The sequence below is a fragment of the Peribacillus sp. NPDC097264 genome (genome assembly GCF_050277925.1).
Lineage (GTDB): Bacteria > Bacillota > Bacilli > Bacillales > DSM-1321 > Peribacillus.
This window is the reverse complement of the sequence record NZ_JBNNSR010000002.1, coordinates 24,470-38,911: the sequence shown is the minus strand read 5'-3', so window position 1 is coordinate 38,911 and position 14,442 is coordinate 24,470. Positions and strand designations below refer to the sequence as shown.

Below are 14,442 nucleotides of genomic sequence, written 5' to 3'. Positions count from 1 at the left end.
ATCAATACACCAGGACGCAACGCCCGTAGCGTTGCGGAATTTACAGTTGGCCTGCTACTATCAGAATTACGTACACTCGTTGGACGTTTCTTAAGCGGTTTTGATGCACGCATCATATTCCATGACCCGTATTATAAAGGCCAGACCGACTTCGAACAAATTGACCTGGAAACATTACTTGTGCAGTCCGATGTCGTTTTGATGCATGGACGCCTCTGTTTCTTGGCAGTCCGATGTCAGCCATGGTAAGTAATCCAGGTTTTCGAATCGCATCAATTTGTTTAGCTGTATTAATAACCATGGAGGCAGTAGCAGTATCACCGAATACTCCATTTTGGTATGATTAATCTCTGTGTTTCGTTTCCTTCAATTATAATCTCATCCTCTTGGTTAATTCCTACAGACATGGTCAAGTCCAGGCAGATTTCCTTTCCGGTAGAGGTCAAAACTCTTGATACTTGGTGTAGCCCACTAACCGCCCCTTTTTTAGAGACGTAAGTGGAACGGTTATATCTTCGGTAGCAATTGTTGGCTCAATGGTATTATTTACACGAGTAAGTTCCCAATCTAGCCCATATGCAATTAATCTAACAGATTCTTCAAGACCAACATGGCCGATTTTATCTTGTTCAGCCAGTGCCTCAAATTCTCCTTTTGTCATACCGATTCCTACTTTTCTTTGTAAGGGAAGACGGCGTTTCGAAACATCCACTTTACGATTGACAAGGACTCTGTTTACCGTTGTAACAACGGTTGAAAAACAGATCGCCATGGTATCCATGATGAAACCTGGATTAATGCCAGTCCCGATGACACTGAGCCCTTTACTCTTAGCATATATATCTATCTCCTTTGCCAGCTCAGGGTGACGCTGCCACGGGAAAGAAAGCTGTTCACAGGTAGAAACCACTGAGAACCCATGATCTAAAAGTTCCTTGATTTGTGGCCAAACTTGTTTTGCATTGGAACCAGTCGCATGAAGGGCAATTGGATGCTCTACACTGGTTTTTACTTCATGAATACTGGAGACCACATGTACATTCATCTTATTTTCATTTATGATAGCCCAATATCCTTTCCAACCTTTTGGGGATCGATATCTACAGCACCAATAATTGATTGAGGATTTGTAAGGTATGCACTACGAAGTATTTCCATTTTTCTTCACCTGTTTTTCTAGTTTTATAATTATTCATTGAAAGTAGCTAATGTAATAGAAATTTTTCTTGAGGATTATAGATTAGAAATACAAAAAATCCTTTATTTAAAGCAGGATATTCGAGAAGGATGAATAATACAAATATAGATAAATAATTTAATGGGGTGTATTAATGTGATACGTAAACTAATGGATCATATTTATGAAATAAAATTGCCTTCTGTTTATAATGCTGATGTCAACTGCTATTTAATTGAACATGAAACCTCCTATATGCTAATTGACACAGGTGAAAATAACGAGGAAACAAAAGCTTTTTGGGGAGATTTAATCCCTACACTTCATAAGCCCATTTCTCATATTTTATTAACGCACATTCATACAGACCACGCAGGCTGTTGTCACTTCTTACGGCAACATGCAGCAGTCAAGAAAATTATTGCTTCCACGAAGAGCGAAGAAAAACTCGCTACGATGAAAAACAGCCCTAAAAATGTTGGTTTAATTGAAACTGCAAAACAATATGGCTATACCTATCCTTATTCCCCTAAACACCTACTGGATGAACATGAATCTTACAATTTTGAAATTGATGAGACGTTTGACGATGACGAGATAATCCATATCGGTTCTTCCTTATTTCAAGCAATTGCAACACCTGGCCACTCAGTCGATCATTTTTGCTTTTACGAACAAAAAAGGAAAGTGTTATTTGCAGGTGATCAACTGATCCAAAATTTTAGTCCAGTTCTTATAGTTGAGAATAATCAATTCAATCCTCTTAAAAATTATTTACATTCACTCAATAAAATTAAAAATTTCTCTTGTCAATTAACTGTTTCTGGTCATGGTGATATCATCGCTAACACTACGGATTTAATCGAAAGCCTTGAAATGAGACATTTTAAGAAACTTACACAACTAAAAAATGCGCTCAAACAGCAGCCTTATTTATTTGATCAAATAATCCAGCTTTTTTATAAAAAAGATGTCACTAAACCATCCCCACAAATTATGCAAACATTAGGCTACTTAAACTATCTTTTAGAGGAAGGTAGTCTAAAAATTATAAACAATGAGACCAAGATTACAATGCAAACTATTCAATAACAAGAAGGTATGTCCATCTACTAAAAAAGTAAAGTATAAAGTAAGAAATGATTATTGATAAAGATAAATCCTTTTGGATGAATTTGGAATATTTAACTCTTCTCGGTATTTAGCAATGGTTCTTCTCGAAATTTGAATACCGTCCATTTGAATTAAGGTTGTTAAATCTTTATCAGTAAGTGGTGATTTTTTATCTTCTTTTGCGATGAGCTCGTTAATCTTGCATTTTACATCCATAACGGAATTCATTTTTCCAAGTTGATTTTTAATTCCTTTTACAAAAAGTGAACGAAATGAATGAATCCCATGAGGTGTTTTTATATATTTATTTTGTAGGCTACGGCTTATAGTTGATTCATGTAGATCCAGTGCAAGTGCCACATCTTTTAATCTAACTGGTTTTAATGCTTTGATTCCATAATCAAAAAATTCGTCTTGCATAACTAATAACAATCTTGTCACGATATACAAAGTACGATTCCTTTGTTCAATCCCTTGCGTGAGTAACATAATATCTTTTAAGCAATTTCGACAGTAAGCTTCATCCTCTTTATTTGACTTTAACATGTCTACATATTGTTGATTGATTTCAATAGATGATCGTAATTGGTCATTCATAATAATAAGCCATTCGCTATTTGATTTTTCTACCGTTACGTCAGGGACGATATGTCCTACGTATGTTGGCGATTGCTGAACGTAGGGCATAGAGTTTAAGTTTTGGATGAATTTTAAAATATTTCTTGTTTCCTTTGTAGAAATTTTATAATGTTTACTTAAAAATTTTATTGATAACTTGGCCACCTCTTCTAAATGGTTTTTTACAAATTCACTAGCTAGAGGAGGTGCAAGTAAATCGTTATTAATTTGAATTAATAAGTATTCTTTTAAATTTCTAGAACCTATTCCTATAGGTTCAAACCTTTGCAATAAATCCACTAACCCCTCCACATATTCAACATCTATATTAAAAATGTTAGATACCTCATACGGTTCAATATCTAAATAATAGTTTTCATTCAAGTTATAAATTAAATATTTCAAGATTTTTATATCTTTTTCTGAAAGATCTTGATTAAGAGGAATCTGTTCAAATAAAAAATTGAACGACGATTCTCTTTCTATTAGTAAATTATGAACTAAATCCGTTTTTTGATTATTAGAAATGAAAGAATTACTTTTTGTATGGGTAATAGACAAATCCATTAGGTAGTGCACATGATTTACTTCAGTTTCGACTACTGTCAGTAAAGGATTTTCATTTGCCTTATGATAAATATAATCTTCTAGTTCCATATTGGATAACTGGAGAATTTCTAAATGATGTAGCTGTTCGGTCGTTAACTTTTGTGTAAGTTTTTGAGAAAGTTGCATCTTAAAGGTCATTTCTATCCCCCTCGAAGGCTAGTTACTCTTTCTTGTTATTACTCTCAATTATTACATTTTTTTCGTTAAAATCCCATATTTTTTAAGGGGAATCCGCTTTGGTATGGAAATTGCTTGTAAAAAGTTGAACGAATAAGTGGATTTGGGGGGGGAGCAATCATGGTTCAAAAAGTTTTAGAAAATGTAAATTCATTTTTCCAAGGAGAGGTCGTAATGGGAAATCAGATTGGAAGCAAATTAGGAGTTCCAACTGCGAATTTAGAATTACAGTCGGACGTGAATTTCCCAATGCTCAACGGTGTATACAGTGTACTAGTTCACTACAATGGCCAGGAATTACATGGTGTGATGAACATAGGGATAAAGCCGACATTTGAAGACATTTTAAGAGAAAAAATGATTGGAGTTCATATTTTAAATTTCACTCAAGATATTTATGGAGAGATATTGAAGGTTGAAATACGTAGTTTCATTAGAAGTGAAAGAAAATTCAAGACAATAGAAGCGCTAAAAATACAATTCAATCAAGATTGTGAAGTTGCAAAAACTCAGCTTATGCAGGAAGAAACGCAACAAGACTTTCAGGATAATTATGTTCCAGAATTTCATCAGGAAATTGATTTAAAAGTTGTTCATTTACCAGATTTAGAGTTTGTGAAATTTTGTGCAGGGAAATTTGGGATAAACCGAGGAGTATATAACACGATTGATAAATGGTTTACGAAAAATCACACTGTAAACATTATTTGGAGAAGAACGACCATTTTGCGCTTTTTATATTGGGTGACGGTTTATATTCCAAGAGAAGGAAAGTTAGAGTTTGGAGCAAAAGGATTGTCAGAGCAGTTAAGTTTCTATTATGCCAACCATATTGTGAACCAATAACAATCTGTTTGGCATAGGAATTGCTTCTAGTTTTAATGAGTGCAAAAAGGAGGGGAGTTATGGAATTTAAACATATACTAGCTGAAAAAGATAGAAACATTGGATTAATCAAAATAAATCGTCCTGAGGTAAGAAATGCGTTAGATTCAACAACTTATGGAGAAATGGAACGCGCTTTAACTGCCTTTGAAAAAGATGATGAAGTGTCAGTTGTCATTTTAACAGGCGAAGGTAAGAAGAGCTTTGCTTCAGGAGCAGATATTAAACAATTACAGCAAAGAAGATTTTTAGATGCTTTAGAGCCAGGATTACAAGGTATTTGTAAGCGCTTTGAACAAAGCGGAAAAGTCATTATCGCAGCTATAAATGGCTTTGCTCTTGGCGGAGGTTGTGAGCTTGCATTAGCCTGTGACATCCGTATCGCTTCTGAATCAGCAAAGTTTGGTCTTCCAGAATTGAACCTGGCGATTATTCCTGGCGGTGGTGGTACACAGCGTTTAGGAAGAATTGTAGGAAAGGGTCGTGCCTTAGATATGATTTTAACAGGATCAATTATATCTGCTGACCGTGCAGAGCAAATCGGTCTAGTATCAAAGGTAGTGGCACCGGAATTACTACTTGAAGAGGCGAAGGAATATACGAAAGCGATTGTTTCGAAAGGGCCACTTGCCTTAAAACTTGCGAAACAAGTTGTACATCAAGGTTTTGACATGAATTTAGATACGGCCTTAATGCTTGAAAAACTTACACAAGCCATTGTGTTTGAAAGCAAAGACAAGTTAGAAGGGACAACCGCATTTCTTGAAAAAAGACCTGCTAACTTTAAAGGAGAATAAAATGTTTCAAAAAAGAAACATGATATCTCAAAATTAAGATGTTTTGAAACACAAAGGGAAAAATGATAGGGATGGGGTTGGAAAATGAAAAAAATTACAGTGATTGGGGCAGGTGTAATGGGAAGAGGTATCGCTTACACTCTTGCTATCTCAGATTTTGATGTTGTCATACAAGATATTTCTGAACAAGCACTTCAAAATGCAAAAAAGCAAATTGAAAAAGACTTAGAAAAATCGATTAGTAGAGGTTACGCAAAAGTAGAGGACAGGGAAGCTATTGCAAAAATTGTGTATTTAGAAGATTTAGAGGAAGCAGGTCGCGATGCAGATATAGTAATTGAAGCGGTGTTGGAGGACATATCACTAAAAATTGACGTGTTTAAAAAGCTAGATGCAATTTGTCAGCCACATGTAATTTTTGCTACAAACACTTCAACGATGAGTCCTACTGAAATTGGTGCACAGACGAAGCGATCATCTCAAACGATCGCGATGCACTTCTTTAATCCAGTCCCACGCATGAATTTAGTTGAAGTCGTACGTGGCTTAGATACATCCGATGAAACCTTTGAAAAAGTAAAACAAGTTGCACTTCAAATGAATAAAGAAGTGGTAGAAGTAAGTGAATTCCCAGGTTTCGTAACAAGTCGCATGAACTGCTTAATCGGAAATGAGGCAATGAACATGCTTATGGAAGGTGTTGCTTCCGCAGAAGATATTGATAAAGCGTTGAAGCTTGGTCTTAATCACCCCATGGGGCCACTTGAATTAGCTGACCTTGTTGGATTAGATTCAAGACTTCGCAACATGCAATATTTATACGAAACACTTGGTGAAAAGTATCGTCCTTGTCCACTACTTATTAAATATGTGAAGGCAGGAAGACTCGGTCGTAAATCTGGTCAAGGCTTTTATAAATACGAGTAAGGAGGAAATTATGTCAAATGCAGTCATTATTGATTCCGTCCGGACGGCCATTGGGAAATTAGGAGGAAGCTTAAAAGATATAGAAGCTGATTATATAGGGGCTGATGTACTAAATGCCATTATTGATCGAACAAATCTCGATGTCACCTTGGTAGATGAAGTGATTTTAGGGCAAGGAAAGCAAAGCGCTGATACACCAAACTTAGCTCGTGTTGCCTCGTTGCGTGCAAAATTGCCAATACATATTCCAGGCTATACGGTTCATCGTCAATGTGGGTCAGGATTACAAGCGGTGAACAATGCAGCTTTGCAGATTGAAGGTGGTTTAGCTGATTTCATCATTGCGGGAGGTGTGGAAAGCATGAGTACAGCACCATACTACATTCGTAATGCACGTTATGGCTATGGTGCTGGTAATGGATTAATTTTAGATCCGAACACAGAAAGTCAGCCGTGTTCACAACCAATTGACCAATATGGTTCTTTTACTATGGGTGAAACGGCTGAAAACTTAGCAGAAAAGTATAACATTTCTCGTGAAGAGCAAGATGAATTTGCATACCGCAGCCAGCAACTAACACATGACGCGATTACGAATGAACGCTTTAAAAAAGAGATTATTCCCATTGAAATAAAAAAAAGGAAAATGAATGTTGTTTTTGATATTGATGAACATCCACGTCTTTCTCCTGTGGAAGGCTTAGCAAAATTAAAGCCTGTATTCAAAAAAGGTGGTACTGTAACAGCTGGTAGTAGTAGTGGTCGAAATGATGGTGCATCCGCATTGCTCATTTCATCAGAAGAAGCCGCTTTAAAGCATGGATTCAAGCCAAAAGCTCGTATCATAGCACAAGCAGCAGCAGGTGTATCTCCTCGATTTATGGGGATTGGTCCTGTTCCAGCAACCGAAAAAGCTCTTAAACAAGCAGGTCTTACGCTCCAGGATATCGGATTAATTGAGCTAAACGAAGCGTTTGCTGCCCAGTCCTTAGCTGTTATTAAAGAATGGGGCATTTCACTCGATCGTATTAATGTCAACGGTGGTGCGATTGCACTTGGTCACCCAATCGGCGCTACAGGTGCAATTTTAATGACGAAACTGCTTCACGAGATGGAGCGTCGGGGGGAGAAATACGGTCTTGTAACACTTTGTATTGCAGGCGGTTTAGGTATAACAACAATTATAGAAAACTTACAAGTATAGAAGGAGTATATGCCGCTATATCAATTGTTAGAGATATATCTTAATGGATAGCTTGATATAAAAGGGAGATGAGGAAGCATGTTCATCAATGCAGAATGGATTGAAAAGGACGAAAAAATCCGGGTAGTGAACCCAGCGAATGGGGAACTAGTTCAAGAGATTAATAAAGGCACGAAAGAAGATGCGATTGCGGCAATTAAAAGTGCAAAAGGAGCGTTTTATACTTGGTCTCGAACTACAGCTCTAGAAAGATCACAAATATTAGAAAAAATTGCGCAGCGCATTTTAGAAAGAAAGGATGAGCTGGCTAATATCATTACAACAGAAATGGGGAAGCCATTAGTCAACGCCATCTATGAAGTAGAAAGTTCATCTGCCTATTTTAAATGGTTTGCAGAAGAAGCTCGCAGAATCTATGGAGAACAGATTCCAAGCAATGCGACAAATAAAAGGATGATGACAATTAAGCAACCTATTGGTGTAATCGCAGCGATTACACCCTGGAATTTCCCGTTGCAAATGTTAAGTAGAAAACTTTCACCTGCACTTGCTGCAGGGTGTACATGCTTAATTAGACCATCTAGCCAATCGCCAATTAGCGCGATTGAATTAGTCAAAATTTTTGAAGAATGTGGCGTTCCTAAAGGTGTTATAAATTTAGTGTGTGGTTCAGCAGAAGAAATCACAGATGTTTGGTTAGAAAGCCCGGATGTGAAGAAAATTTCGTTTACAGGTTCAACAGAGGTTGGTATCGAGTTAATGAAAAAAGCGGCGAATACAGTGAAAAAAGTATCGATGGAACTTGGGGGACATGCCCCGTTTATCGTATTTGAAGATGCTGATTTAGAATTAGCTGTTGAAGGGGCTATTAATATTAAATTTAATTCCTCAGGTCAGCAATGCGTATGTGCAAACCGAATGTATGTACAAGAAAGTATTTACGATGAATTTATACAAAAATACGTGGAGAAAGTAAAAGATTTGCCAGTTGGCGATGGTCGTGATTTGAAATGTCGGGTTGGGCCATTAATTAACCAAAGTGCGATTACTAAGATGAATGAGCAAGTACAGGATGCGGTATCAAAAGGTGCGGTTATATTATGTGGTGGCAAAAGAGCAGAGATAGAGCCATTAAAAAATGGTTATTTTTACGAACCCACAGTACTTGCAGATGTAAACGATTCAATGCTCATTACATCAGAAGAAACTTTTGGACCTGTTGCACCCATCATGAAATTTGTAACCGAAGAGGAAGTGTTAAAGCAAGCGAATGACACGGAATTTGGATTAGCTTCTTATTTCTACACAAATGATTTATCAAGAGCATATCGTGTATTCGAAAACTTAGAGTACGGTATTGTAGGAATTAATGATGTAGCTCCATTTGCCGTCCAAGCCCCATTTGGTGGATGGAAAACCAGTGGTCTTGGCGTAGAAGGTGCTCACGGTATTGATGAATATTTAGAAGTCAAACTTGGCTCATTTTTACTTAAAATGAATTAATGGTTAAGGCGGATATGTTGTGCATGTCACATCATATCCGTTTTTAATTTAGAAAGTACTGATGGGAAGCAAGGGCTATAATTGAGTTCCTTAACATTAAAATGTTTCATTTAAGAGACAAAGTGTTTCGTTTATAAAACAAGAAACTTCAAAATATTTATGTGAGAAGCACTGCGATTCCGAGTTTGAATATGTTCTTGAAAATTTAGATTTCCGCGCTATTAAAGTCATTGATATAAAATTTATTGTAAAAATTTCTAAATATTATAATAATTAACCTTGTTTGGTATGCAAATTGCTTTTTTATAATTAAGTTCACACTTAATGTAAATGCCGATACATCAGGTGGAACAATAATAAAAATATTAGGAGCTGATATTGATATGGCTGAATTAGGTAAAGATATGACATTTGGGTTATTTTTCTTGAACTCTGTACCTCCTACAAAAACAGATGCTCAGGAATTAAGAGATGGTTTAGAACAAATTAAACTTGCAGATGAAATAGGCTATCATTCTGTTTGGATTGCAGAGCATAATGCACGTGCATATGGCGTGGTGAGTAATACTTCGGTATATTTAGCAGCGGCAGCAGCCGTTACGAAAAATATTAAACTAGCTACGGGCGTAACGAGACTTCCTCTTCACCATCCACTTAAATTAGCAGAGGAAATGAATCTTGTGGATATTATTAGTGATGGTCGCCTTTATCTCGGTGTTGGTAAAGGTTACGATAAACTAGAATTTGATGCGTATAATATCGATTTTGATGATCGTCATGATCGTTACCTTGAGTCATTAGATATTCTAAAAGCAGCTTTACAGTCTCCGCGTGTTACATATTCTGGACAATTCTACAATATTGAGAATGTTCCGGTATATCCACGTCCGGTACAAAAAGATGGTCCACCAATTTTTGTGATGGTATCAGGAAACGATGCATCAATGATTAATGCTGCGAAACAAGGACACTCATTCATGCTTGGTGGCATTAGCAATGAAGATACAAAGCATAAAATCAAATTGTATCGTGAGGAAGCACTTACTTCAGGCTTAACTGAGGATTATGTTGAAAGCGTTATCAAACGTTCTGGTAAACTTCTATTCTGCTATGTGGCAGAAACAACAGAACAAGCACAGGAGGAGTATCGTGAAGGCCTTGAATGGTATATGAGTGAACGTGACAATCGTCCTACATTCGGTGTTATTGATCGTGAGCGGAATATAGATTATGATCGTTTCTTACAATCAGAAAATACCCTAGTAGGTTCACCTGAAAAAGTAATTGAAGATATTAAACGTTATAAAGAAGAAACAGGTCTAAATAACATCCTTTTATGGATGAACATTGGTGGTCAACCTCAAGATAAAGTACAAAAATCTATGAGTCTGTTTGCTGAAAAAGTAATGCCACATTTTGAAAGTGTAAAGGTCAAATAGATGAGATATAAGCTTTTTTAGAAAAGGGGGATGCGAGAAATGAAACAATATAAAGTCGGTTTGCTTTTATTAGTGGGAGTCTTTTGCTTGGTGTTAGTTGCTTGTGGTAAATCAGGCGGCTCAGTCAATTCATCTAAAGAAGGCGAATCTTATGAATTAAACTTAAACTTCTCAGCGTCTGCATCCAGTGACTTCGCAAAAAAAGTAGTGGAGCCTTGGGTACAATATGTTGAAGAAAAATCAGAAGGTCGCATAATAGTTAATGCATATTCAGGGGCAGCTTTAGGTAATTTAAACTCAGGTTATTCAGATATTGAAGGTGGGGTGTACGAGGCTGGTTTCATTATTCCAGGTTTACATGCTGATACAGATATGTTCCCATTAACAATCAGTGACATTCCTTTTTTATTACAGTCTCCTGAAATTGTTCCTAAAGTTCTAAAACCTTATATAGGTAAATACGGAACTGGAATATCTGAAGATGTGACCTACTTAGGTGTAACTTCTACGGATGCTTATCAAATTTTTGGTCAAAAACCAATTAAGTCAGTAGCAGATTTAAAAAATAAAAAGATTTCAGATAGTGTAGCAGGTCGTATAGAATTATTAAAATCATTAAAAGGGACTCCAGTATCGATGGCAAACGCAGAGCTTTATGAATCTTTAGAACGTGGTATTACAGACTATGCAATTTATACAGGTGTCGGTGCAATTGGTTATAAATTTGATGAAGTGACAAAATGGATGACGAAAATAGATATGGGTGTCAGTGTAATGCCTTTCTATATTAATTCGGATTTCTTAAAGTCCCTTCCTGAAGATTTACAAGAACTAATGCTTAATGATCTTGGTCCTGAATTTAATGAATTATGTACAAACATGTATTCAGAAACAGCTGGAGTAAATATTGGAAAGTATGAAGAGAATGTTTCTGCAGATGGAGGCGGCGTATATGTGCCAACTGAAACGGAAATTGATGAATGGAGAACTCCAATAAAAAAACAAATGGAAGATTGGGTAACTGAAGCGAATAAACGCGGTTATGATGGTCAAGCGATGATGGATTATTATGTAGAATTACTAACAGCCGAGGGAGTACCGGTCCCTCAATAATACTCAAAATGGCAAAAGTATAGCTCCTAGGTATCTATACTTTTGCCATTACTCTTTATAAGGGGGAATTAAAGTGGCTTTATTTGATAAAATTGCAAAAGGCTTCACGATTGGAATTTCATATATAGCCTATGCAGTCCTAGTGCTGATGATGATTTTCACAGGCGCAGCTGCAGTTGCACGCGCGTTTCACCGCCCAATCATTGGAGATGTCGAAATTGTACAGATTGGCATGGCGATTTTAGTAGCCTGTTCAATGGCTTATACGGAGTACCGAAATGGTCATGTAGAAGTTGGGATTTTGGTAGATAGATTTCCTAGTAAACTACAAAAAATTCTAGATATCTTTTCGCTTTGTTTAACAGTAATATTTTGCGTTATCGTTGCCTACGCATTCTATGCTAAATTCGACATGCAACATACTTCTGTTCTGTTAGGATATAAATTTTATCCGTTTAAAGCGTTGTTAATCATAGGTTTTATTGCATGGGCTTTAATGGCTATTCAAAAGATTATTGTTTTATTAAGAATGAAGGAATATAAAAAATTTGAATAGGGGGATGAATGGATGAGTATAGAAACAGTTGGTATTATAGTCATTATAGCTGTATTCATTTTGATGTTTTTACGGGTGCCTATCGTACTTTCCATGGCACTTCCGGCCTTTGTGGGAATTATGTATTTGAGAAACGAAAATGTCCTCTTTACAGCAATCGATAGTGTTATTTGGGAAAGAAGCTCCAACTATACGTTAAGTACAATTCCGCTTTTCGTATTAATGGGACAACTACTTTTTGCTGCAGGATTTACAGATGATTTATTTGATACGTTCAGAAAATTTTTCGGGCGCGTTCGCGGTGGTTTAGGGATGGCAACAATTGCTGCATCAGCGGTATTCGCTTCTTCATCCGGTTCTAGCTTAGCAACAACAAGTACAATGGGGTTAGTTGCTTCGAAGGAAATGTTGAAATCAAATTATTCAAAAGTATTAACTGGTGGTTCCATTGTTGCAGGAGGTACGCTTGGGATTTTAATTCCACCGAGTACGATGTTCATCATCTATGGGATGATTACTGAGCAATCTATCGGTAAATTATTAATAGCTGGGATCGTACCAGGGATTTTGTTAACTTTATTGTTCATGTTAGTGATTTATATTTGCGTAAAAATCAAACCTAGTATGGGTGGAGAACAAATAGTAGAAACTGTTAGTTGGAAAGAGAAGCTCGCATCTCTTAAAGTTAATATTTGGATTATTTGTTTGTTTATAGTGGTGATGGGTGGTATTTATTTAGGATTCTTCACTGCAACAGAAGCAGCTGGTATTGGTGCATTAGGAGCATTCATTATTGCCCTTTTGCGTCGTAAGTTAACATGGAAAGTATTTTCAGAGGCTATATTCGGAACGCTTAAGACAACGGGATTCATCTTTGTTATCGTAATGGGAGCGTTCCTACTTAATTACGTGCTAACGATAACGCGTGTTCCTAACTTATTAGCAGAATTTTTCATCGATGCAAATCTATCCCCTTTGATGTTTTTTATTTTAATGGTTATTATGTACTTAATTCTAGGTGCAATAATGGATACATTAGCCATGGTAGTAGTAACCATCCCAATATTATTGCCAACTTTAATTTCTTATGATTTCAATTTAATATGGTTTGGGGTTATTATCGTGTTATTAGTCGAAGTAGCGTTAATTACACCACCTGTTGGAATGAATTGTTTCGTATTACGCGGTGTAGTAAAAGAGCTAGATTTAGGAAGCATCTTCAAAGGGGCAGTGATTTTCGTTATTCCAATTATCTCGCTTATTTTCCTATTATATGCTTTCCCAGATGTTGTAACATTCCTACCCAATTTGATTAAGTAGCATAGGAGGTCGTTTGTTTGAAAGTCAATTCAGTTACAGGATCTTTACATATTAATGATCTGAGCTACACGTTAATACACGAACATATGCGAACACGATCTGAGGCTGTCGCTGTTCAATTCCCTCATTTATATGATGAACAAGAAGAGTTCGCATTAGCAAAAGTTCAAGTTCTTAAAACGAAGGAATATGGTGTAAAAACAATTTTTGACCCGACAGTAATGGGACTTGACCGAGATGTGAGATTGATGGAGAAAATTTCAAAAGAAACAGGGATTCAAATCATCGCTGCAACAGGGGTATACACATTTAATGTTTTACCCACTCGATTTGCTGTCAATGATATAGATTTTTTAGCAGAACAATTTGTACGTGATACTGAAGTAGGAATACAAAACACGTCAATTAAAGCTGGATTTTTAAAGTGTGCAACTGATATCCAAGGGGTAACGACAGATGTTGAGAAAGTGTTAAGAGCTGTTGCACGGGCACACATAAAGACAGGTTTACCTATTATGACCCACTCACATCCTGGAACAGAAACGGGATTAAGACAAATTGAAATTTTTGAGCAAGAGGGCGTTGACCTTTCGAAGGTTTTAATCGGACATTGTGGAGATACAGATGATATGGACTATATTGAAAGAGTGCTAGATTATGGTGTATTTATCGGGATGGACAGATACGGATTATCGAAACTACTACCTACAGAGAAACGAAATGAAATTGTTCTCAAATTGCTGAACAAAGGTTACGCGAACCGAATGTTTTTATCACAAGATTATTGCTGTACAACTGATATGTATAAACCCAATCATTTGAAGAAACATGTTCACCCAGATTGGTCGATGACATATCTATTAAAAACAGTCATTCCTCTCTTAAAACAGCATGGTGTAACGGAAAATCAACTTAATACAATGATGATTGATAATGTAAAAAGATGGTTTGGATTTTTAAAATAACAAAGACTAGAGAGGGAACGTAAATGTTTCCTCTTGTTT

14 protein-coding genes are annotated in these 14,442 nt (G+C 36.4%); 11 read left to right on the top strand and 3 right to left on the bottom strand.

Annotated elements, in window-relative coordinates; genetic code table 11:
* Window positions 1-174: 174 nt before the first annotated feature.
* Complete coding sequence (locus tag ACQKL0_RS02910) at window positions 175-321, bottom strand: hypothetical protein (RefSeq protein ID WP_427686124.1); 147 nt, start codon at window positions 319-321, stop codon at window positions 175-177.
* A gap of 121 nt (window positions 322-442) precedes the next feature.
* Window positions 443-1,045 (bottom strand): hypothetical protein, encoded by a 603-nt coding sequence (locus ACQKL0_RS02905; protein ID WP_427686122.1) that lies wholly within the window; start codon window positions 1,043-1,045, stop codon window positions 443-445.
* Between the two features lie 288 nt (window positions 1,046-1,333).
* Between ACQKL0_RS02905 and ACQKL0_RS02900 the strand changes: the two genes are divergently transcribed.
* Window positions 1,334-2,269 carry an MBL fold metallo-hydrolase gene (locus tag ACQKL0_RS02900; protein ID WP_427686120.1) on the top strand — a complete coding sequence of 312 codons (936 nt, stop codon included), beginning with the start codon at window positions 1,334-1,336 and terminating at the stop codon, window positions 2,267-2,269.
* A gap of 51 nt (window positions 2,270-2,320) precedes the next feature.
* Here the strand turns inward: ACQKL0_RS02900 and rpoN are convergent, their stop codons facing one another.
* Window positions 2,321-3,655, bottom strand: coding sequence for an RNA polymerase factor sigma-54 (gene rpoN / locus ACQKL0_RS02895; protein WP_427686118.1), 1,335 nt, complete (start codon window positions 3,653-3,655; stop codon window positions 2,321-2,323).
* Window positions 3,656-3,814: 159 nt separating this feature from the next.
* Between rpoN and ACQKL0_RS02890 the strand changes: the two genes are divergently transcribed.
* The 10 genes from ACQKL0_RS02890 to ACQKL0_RS02845 all read left to right on the top strand — a co-directional run bounded on the left by ACQKL0_RS02890 (window position 3,815) and on the right by ACQKL0_RS02845 (window position 14,403).
* Window positions 3,815-4,540 (top strand): riboflavin kinase, encoded by a 726-nt coding sequence (locus ACQKL0_RS02890; RefSeq protein WP_427686116.1) that lies wholly within the window; start codon window positions 3,815-3,817, stop codon window positions 4,538-4,540.
* Between the two features lie 59 nt (window positions 4,541-4,599).
* Window positions 4,600-5,376: an enoyl-CoA hydratase/isomerase family protein gene (locus ACQKL0_RS02885; RefSeq protein WP_427686114.1), complete on the top strand. Its 777-nt coding sequence runs from the start codon at window positions 4,600-4,602 to the stop codon at window positions 5,374-5,376.
* A gap of 84 nt (window positions 5,377-5,460) precedes the next feature.
* Window positions 5,461-6,303, top strand: coding sequence for a 3-hydroxyacyl-CoA dehydrogenase NAD-binding domain-containing protein (locus ACQKL0_RS02880; protein ID WP_427686112.1), 843 nt, complete (start codon window positions 5,461-5,463; stop codon window positions 6,301-6,303).
* Between the two features lie 10 nt (window positions 6,304-6,313).
* Window positions 6,314-7,507 (top strand): thiolase family protein, encoded by a 1,194-nt coding sequence (locus ACQKL0_RS02875; RefSeq protein WP_427686110.1) that lies wholly within the window; start codon window positions 6,314-6,316, stop codon window positions 7,505-7,507.
* Between the two features lie 78 nt (window positions 7,508-7,585).
* Entirely contained in the window at window positions 7,586-9,010 is a 1,425-nt protein-coding gene (locus ACQKL0_RS02870) for an NAD-dependent succinate-semialdehyde dehydrogenase (protein WP_427686108.1), read from the top strand.
* A 383-nt stretch (window positions 9,011-9,393) separates the two neighbouring features.
* Window positions 9,394-10,449 carry an LLM class flavin-dependent oxidoreductase gene (locus ACQKL0_RS02865; protein ID WP_427686106.1) on the top strand — a complete coding sequence of 352 codons (1,056 nt, stop codon included), beginning with the start codon at window positions 9,394-9,396 and terminating at the stop codon, window positions 10,447-10,449.
* A gap of 39 nt (window positions 10,450-10,488) precedes the next feature.
* The gene (gene dctP / locus ACQKL0_RS02860) at window positions 10,489-11,562 is read left to right on the top strand and encodes a TRAP transporter substrate-binding protein DctP (protein ID WP_427686104.1); all 1,074 of its coding nucleotides are present in this window, start codon (window positions 10,489-10,491) and stop codon (window positions 11,560-11,562) included.
* Window positions 11,563-11,635: 73 nt separating this feature from the next.
* Window positions 11,636-12,118 carry a TRAP transporter small permease gene (locus ACQKL0_RS02855; RefSeq protein ID WP_427686102.1) on the top strand — a complete coding sequence of 161 codons (483 nt, stop codon included), beginning with the start codon at window positions 11,636-11,638 and terminating at the stop codon, window positions 12,116-12,118.
* Between the two features lie 12 nt (window positions 12,119-12,130).
* Window positions 12,131-13,438 (top strand): TRAP transporter large permease, encoded by a 1,308-nt coding sequence (locus tag ACQKL0_RS02850; RefSeq protein WP_427686100.1) that lies wholly within the window; start codon window positions 12,131-12,133, stop codon window positions 13,436-13,438.
* Window positions 13,439-13,455: 17 nt separating this feature from the next.
* Window positions 13,456-14,403, top strand: a complete 948-nt coding sequence (locus ACQKL0_RS02845; RefSeq protein WP_427686098.1) for a phosphotriesterase family protein — start codon at window positions 13,456-13,458, stop codon at window positions 14,401-14,403.
* The last annotated feature ends 39 nt before the right edge of the window (window positions 14,404-14,442 follow it).

Coding starts and splice junctions, on each gene's coding strand:
- ACQKL0_RS02870 (WP_427686108.1), top strand. CDS start 7,586: ATGTTCATCAATGCAGAATGGATTGAAAAGGACGAAAAAATCCGGGTA.
- rpoN (WP_427686118.1), bottom strand. CDS start 3,655: ATGACCTTTAAGATGCAACTTTCTCAAAAACTTACACAAAAGTTAACG.
- ACQKL0_RS02885 (WP_427686114.1), top strand. CDS start 4,600: ATGGAATTTAAACATATACTAGCTGAAAAAGATAGAAACATTGGATTA.
- dctP (WP_427686104.1), top strand. CDS start 10,489: ATGAAACAATATAAAGTCGGTTTGCTTTTATTAGTGGGAGTCTTTTGC.
- ACQKL0_RS02880 (WP_427686112.1), top strand. CDS start 5,461: ATGAAAAAAATTACAGTGATTGGGGCAGGTGTAATGGGAAGAGGTATC.
- ACQKL0_RS02890 (WP_427686116.1), top strand. CDS start 3,815: ATGGTTCAAAAAGTTTTAGAAAATGTAAATTCATTTTTCCAAGGAGAG.
- ACQKL0_RS02875 (WP_427686110.1), top strand. CDS start 6,314: ATGTCAAATGCAGTCATTATTGATTCCGTCCGGACGGCCATTGGGAAA.
- ACQKL0_RS02865 (WP_427686106.1), top strand. CDS start 9,394: ATGGCTGAATTAGGTAAAGATATGACATTTGGGTTATTTTTCTTGAAC.
- ACQKL0_RS02905 (WP_427686122.1), bottom strand. CDS start 1,045: ATGAATGTACATGTGGTCTCCAGTATTCATGAAGTAAAAACCAGTGTA.
- ACQKL0_RS02850 (WP_427686100.1), top strand. CDS start 12,131: ATGAGTATAGAAACAGTTGGTATTATAGTCATTATAGCTGTATTCATT.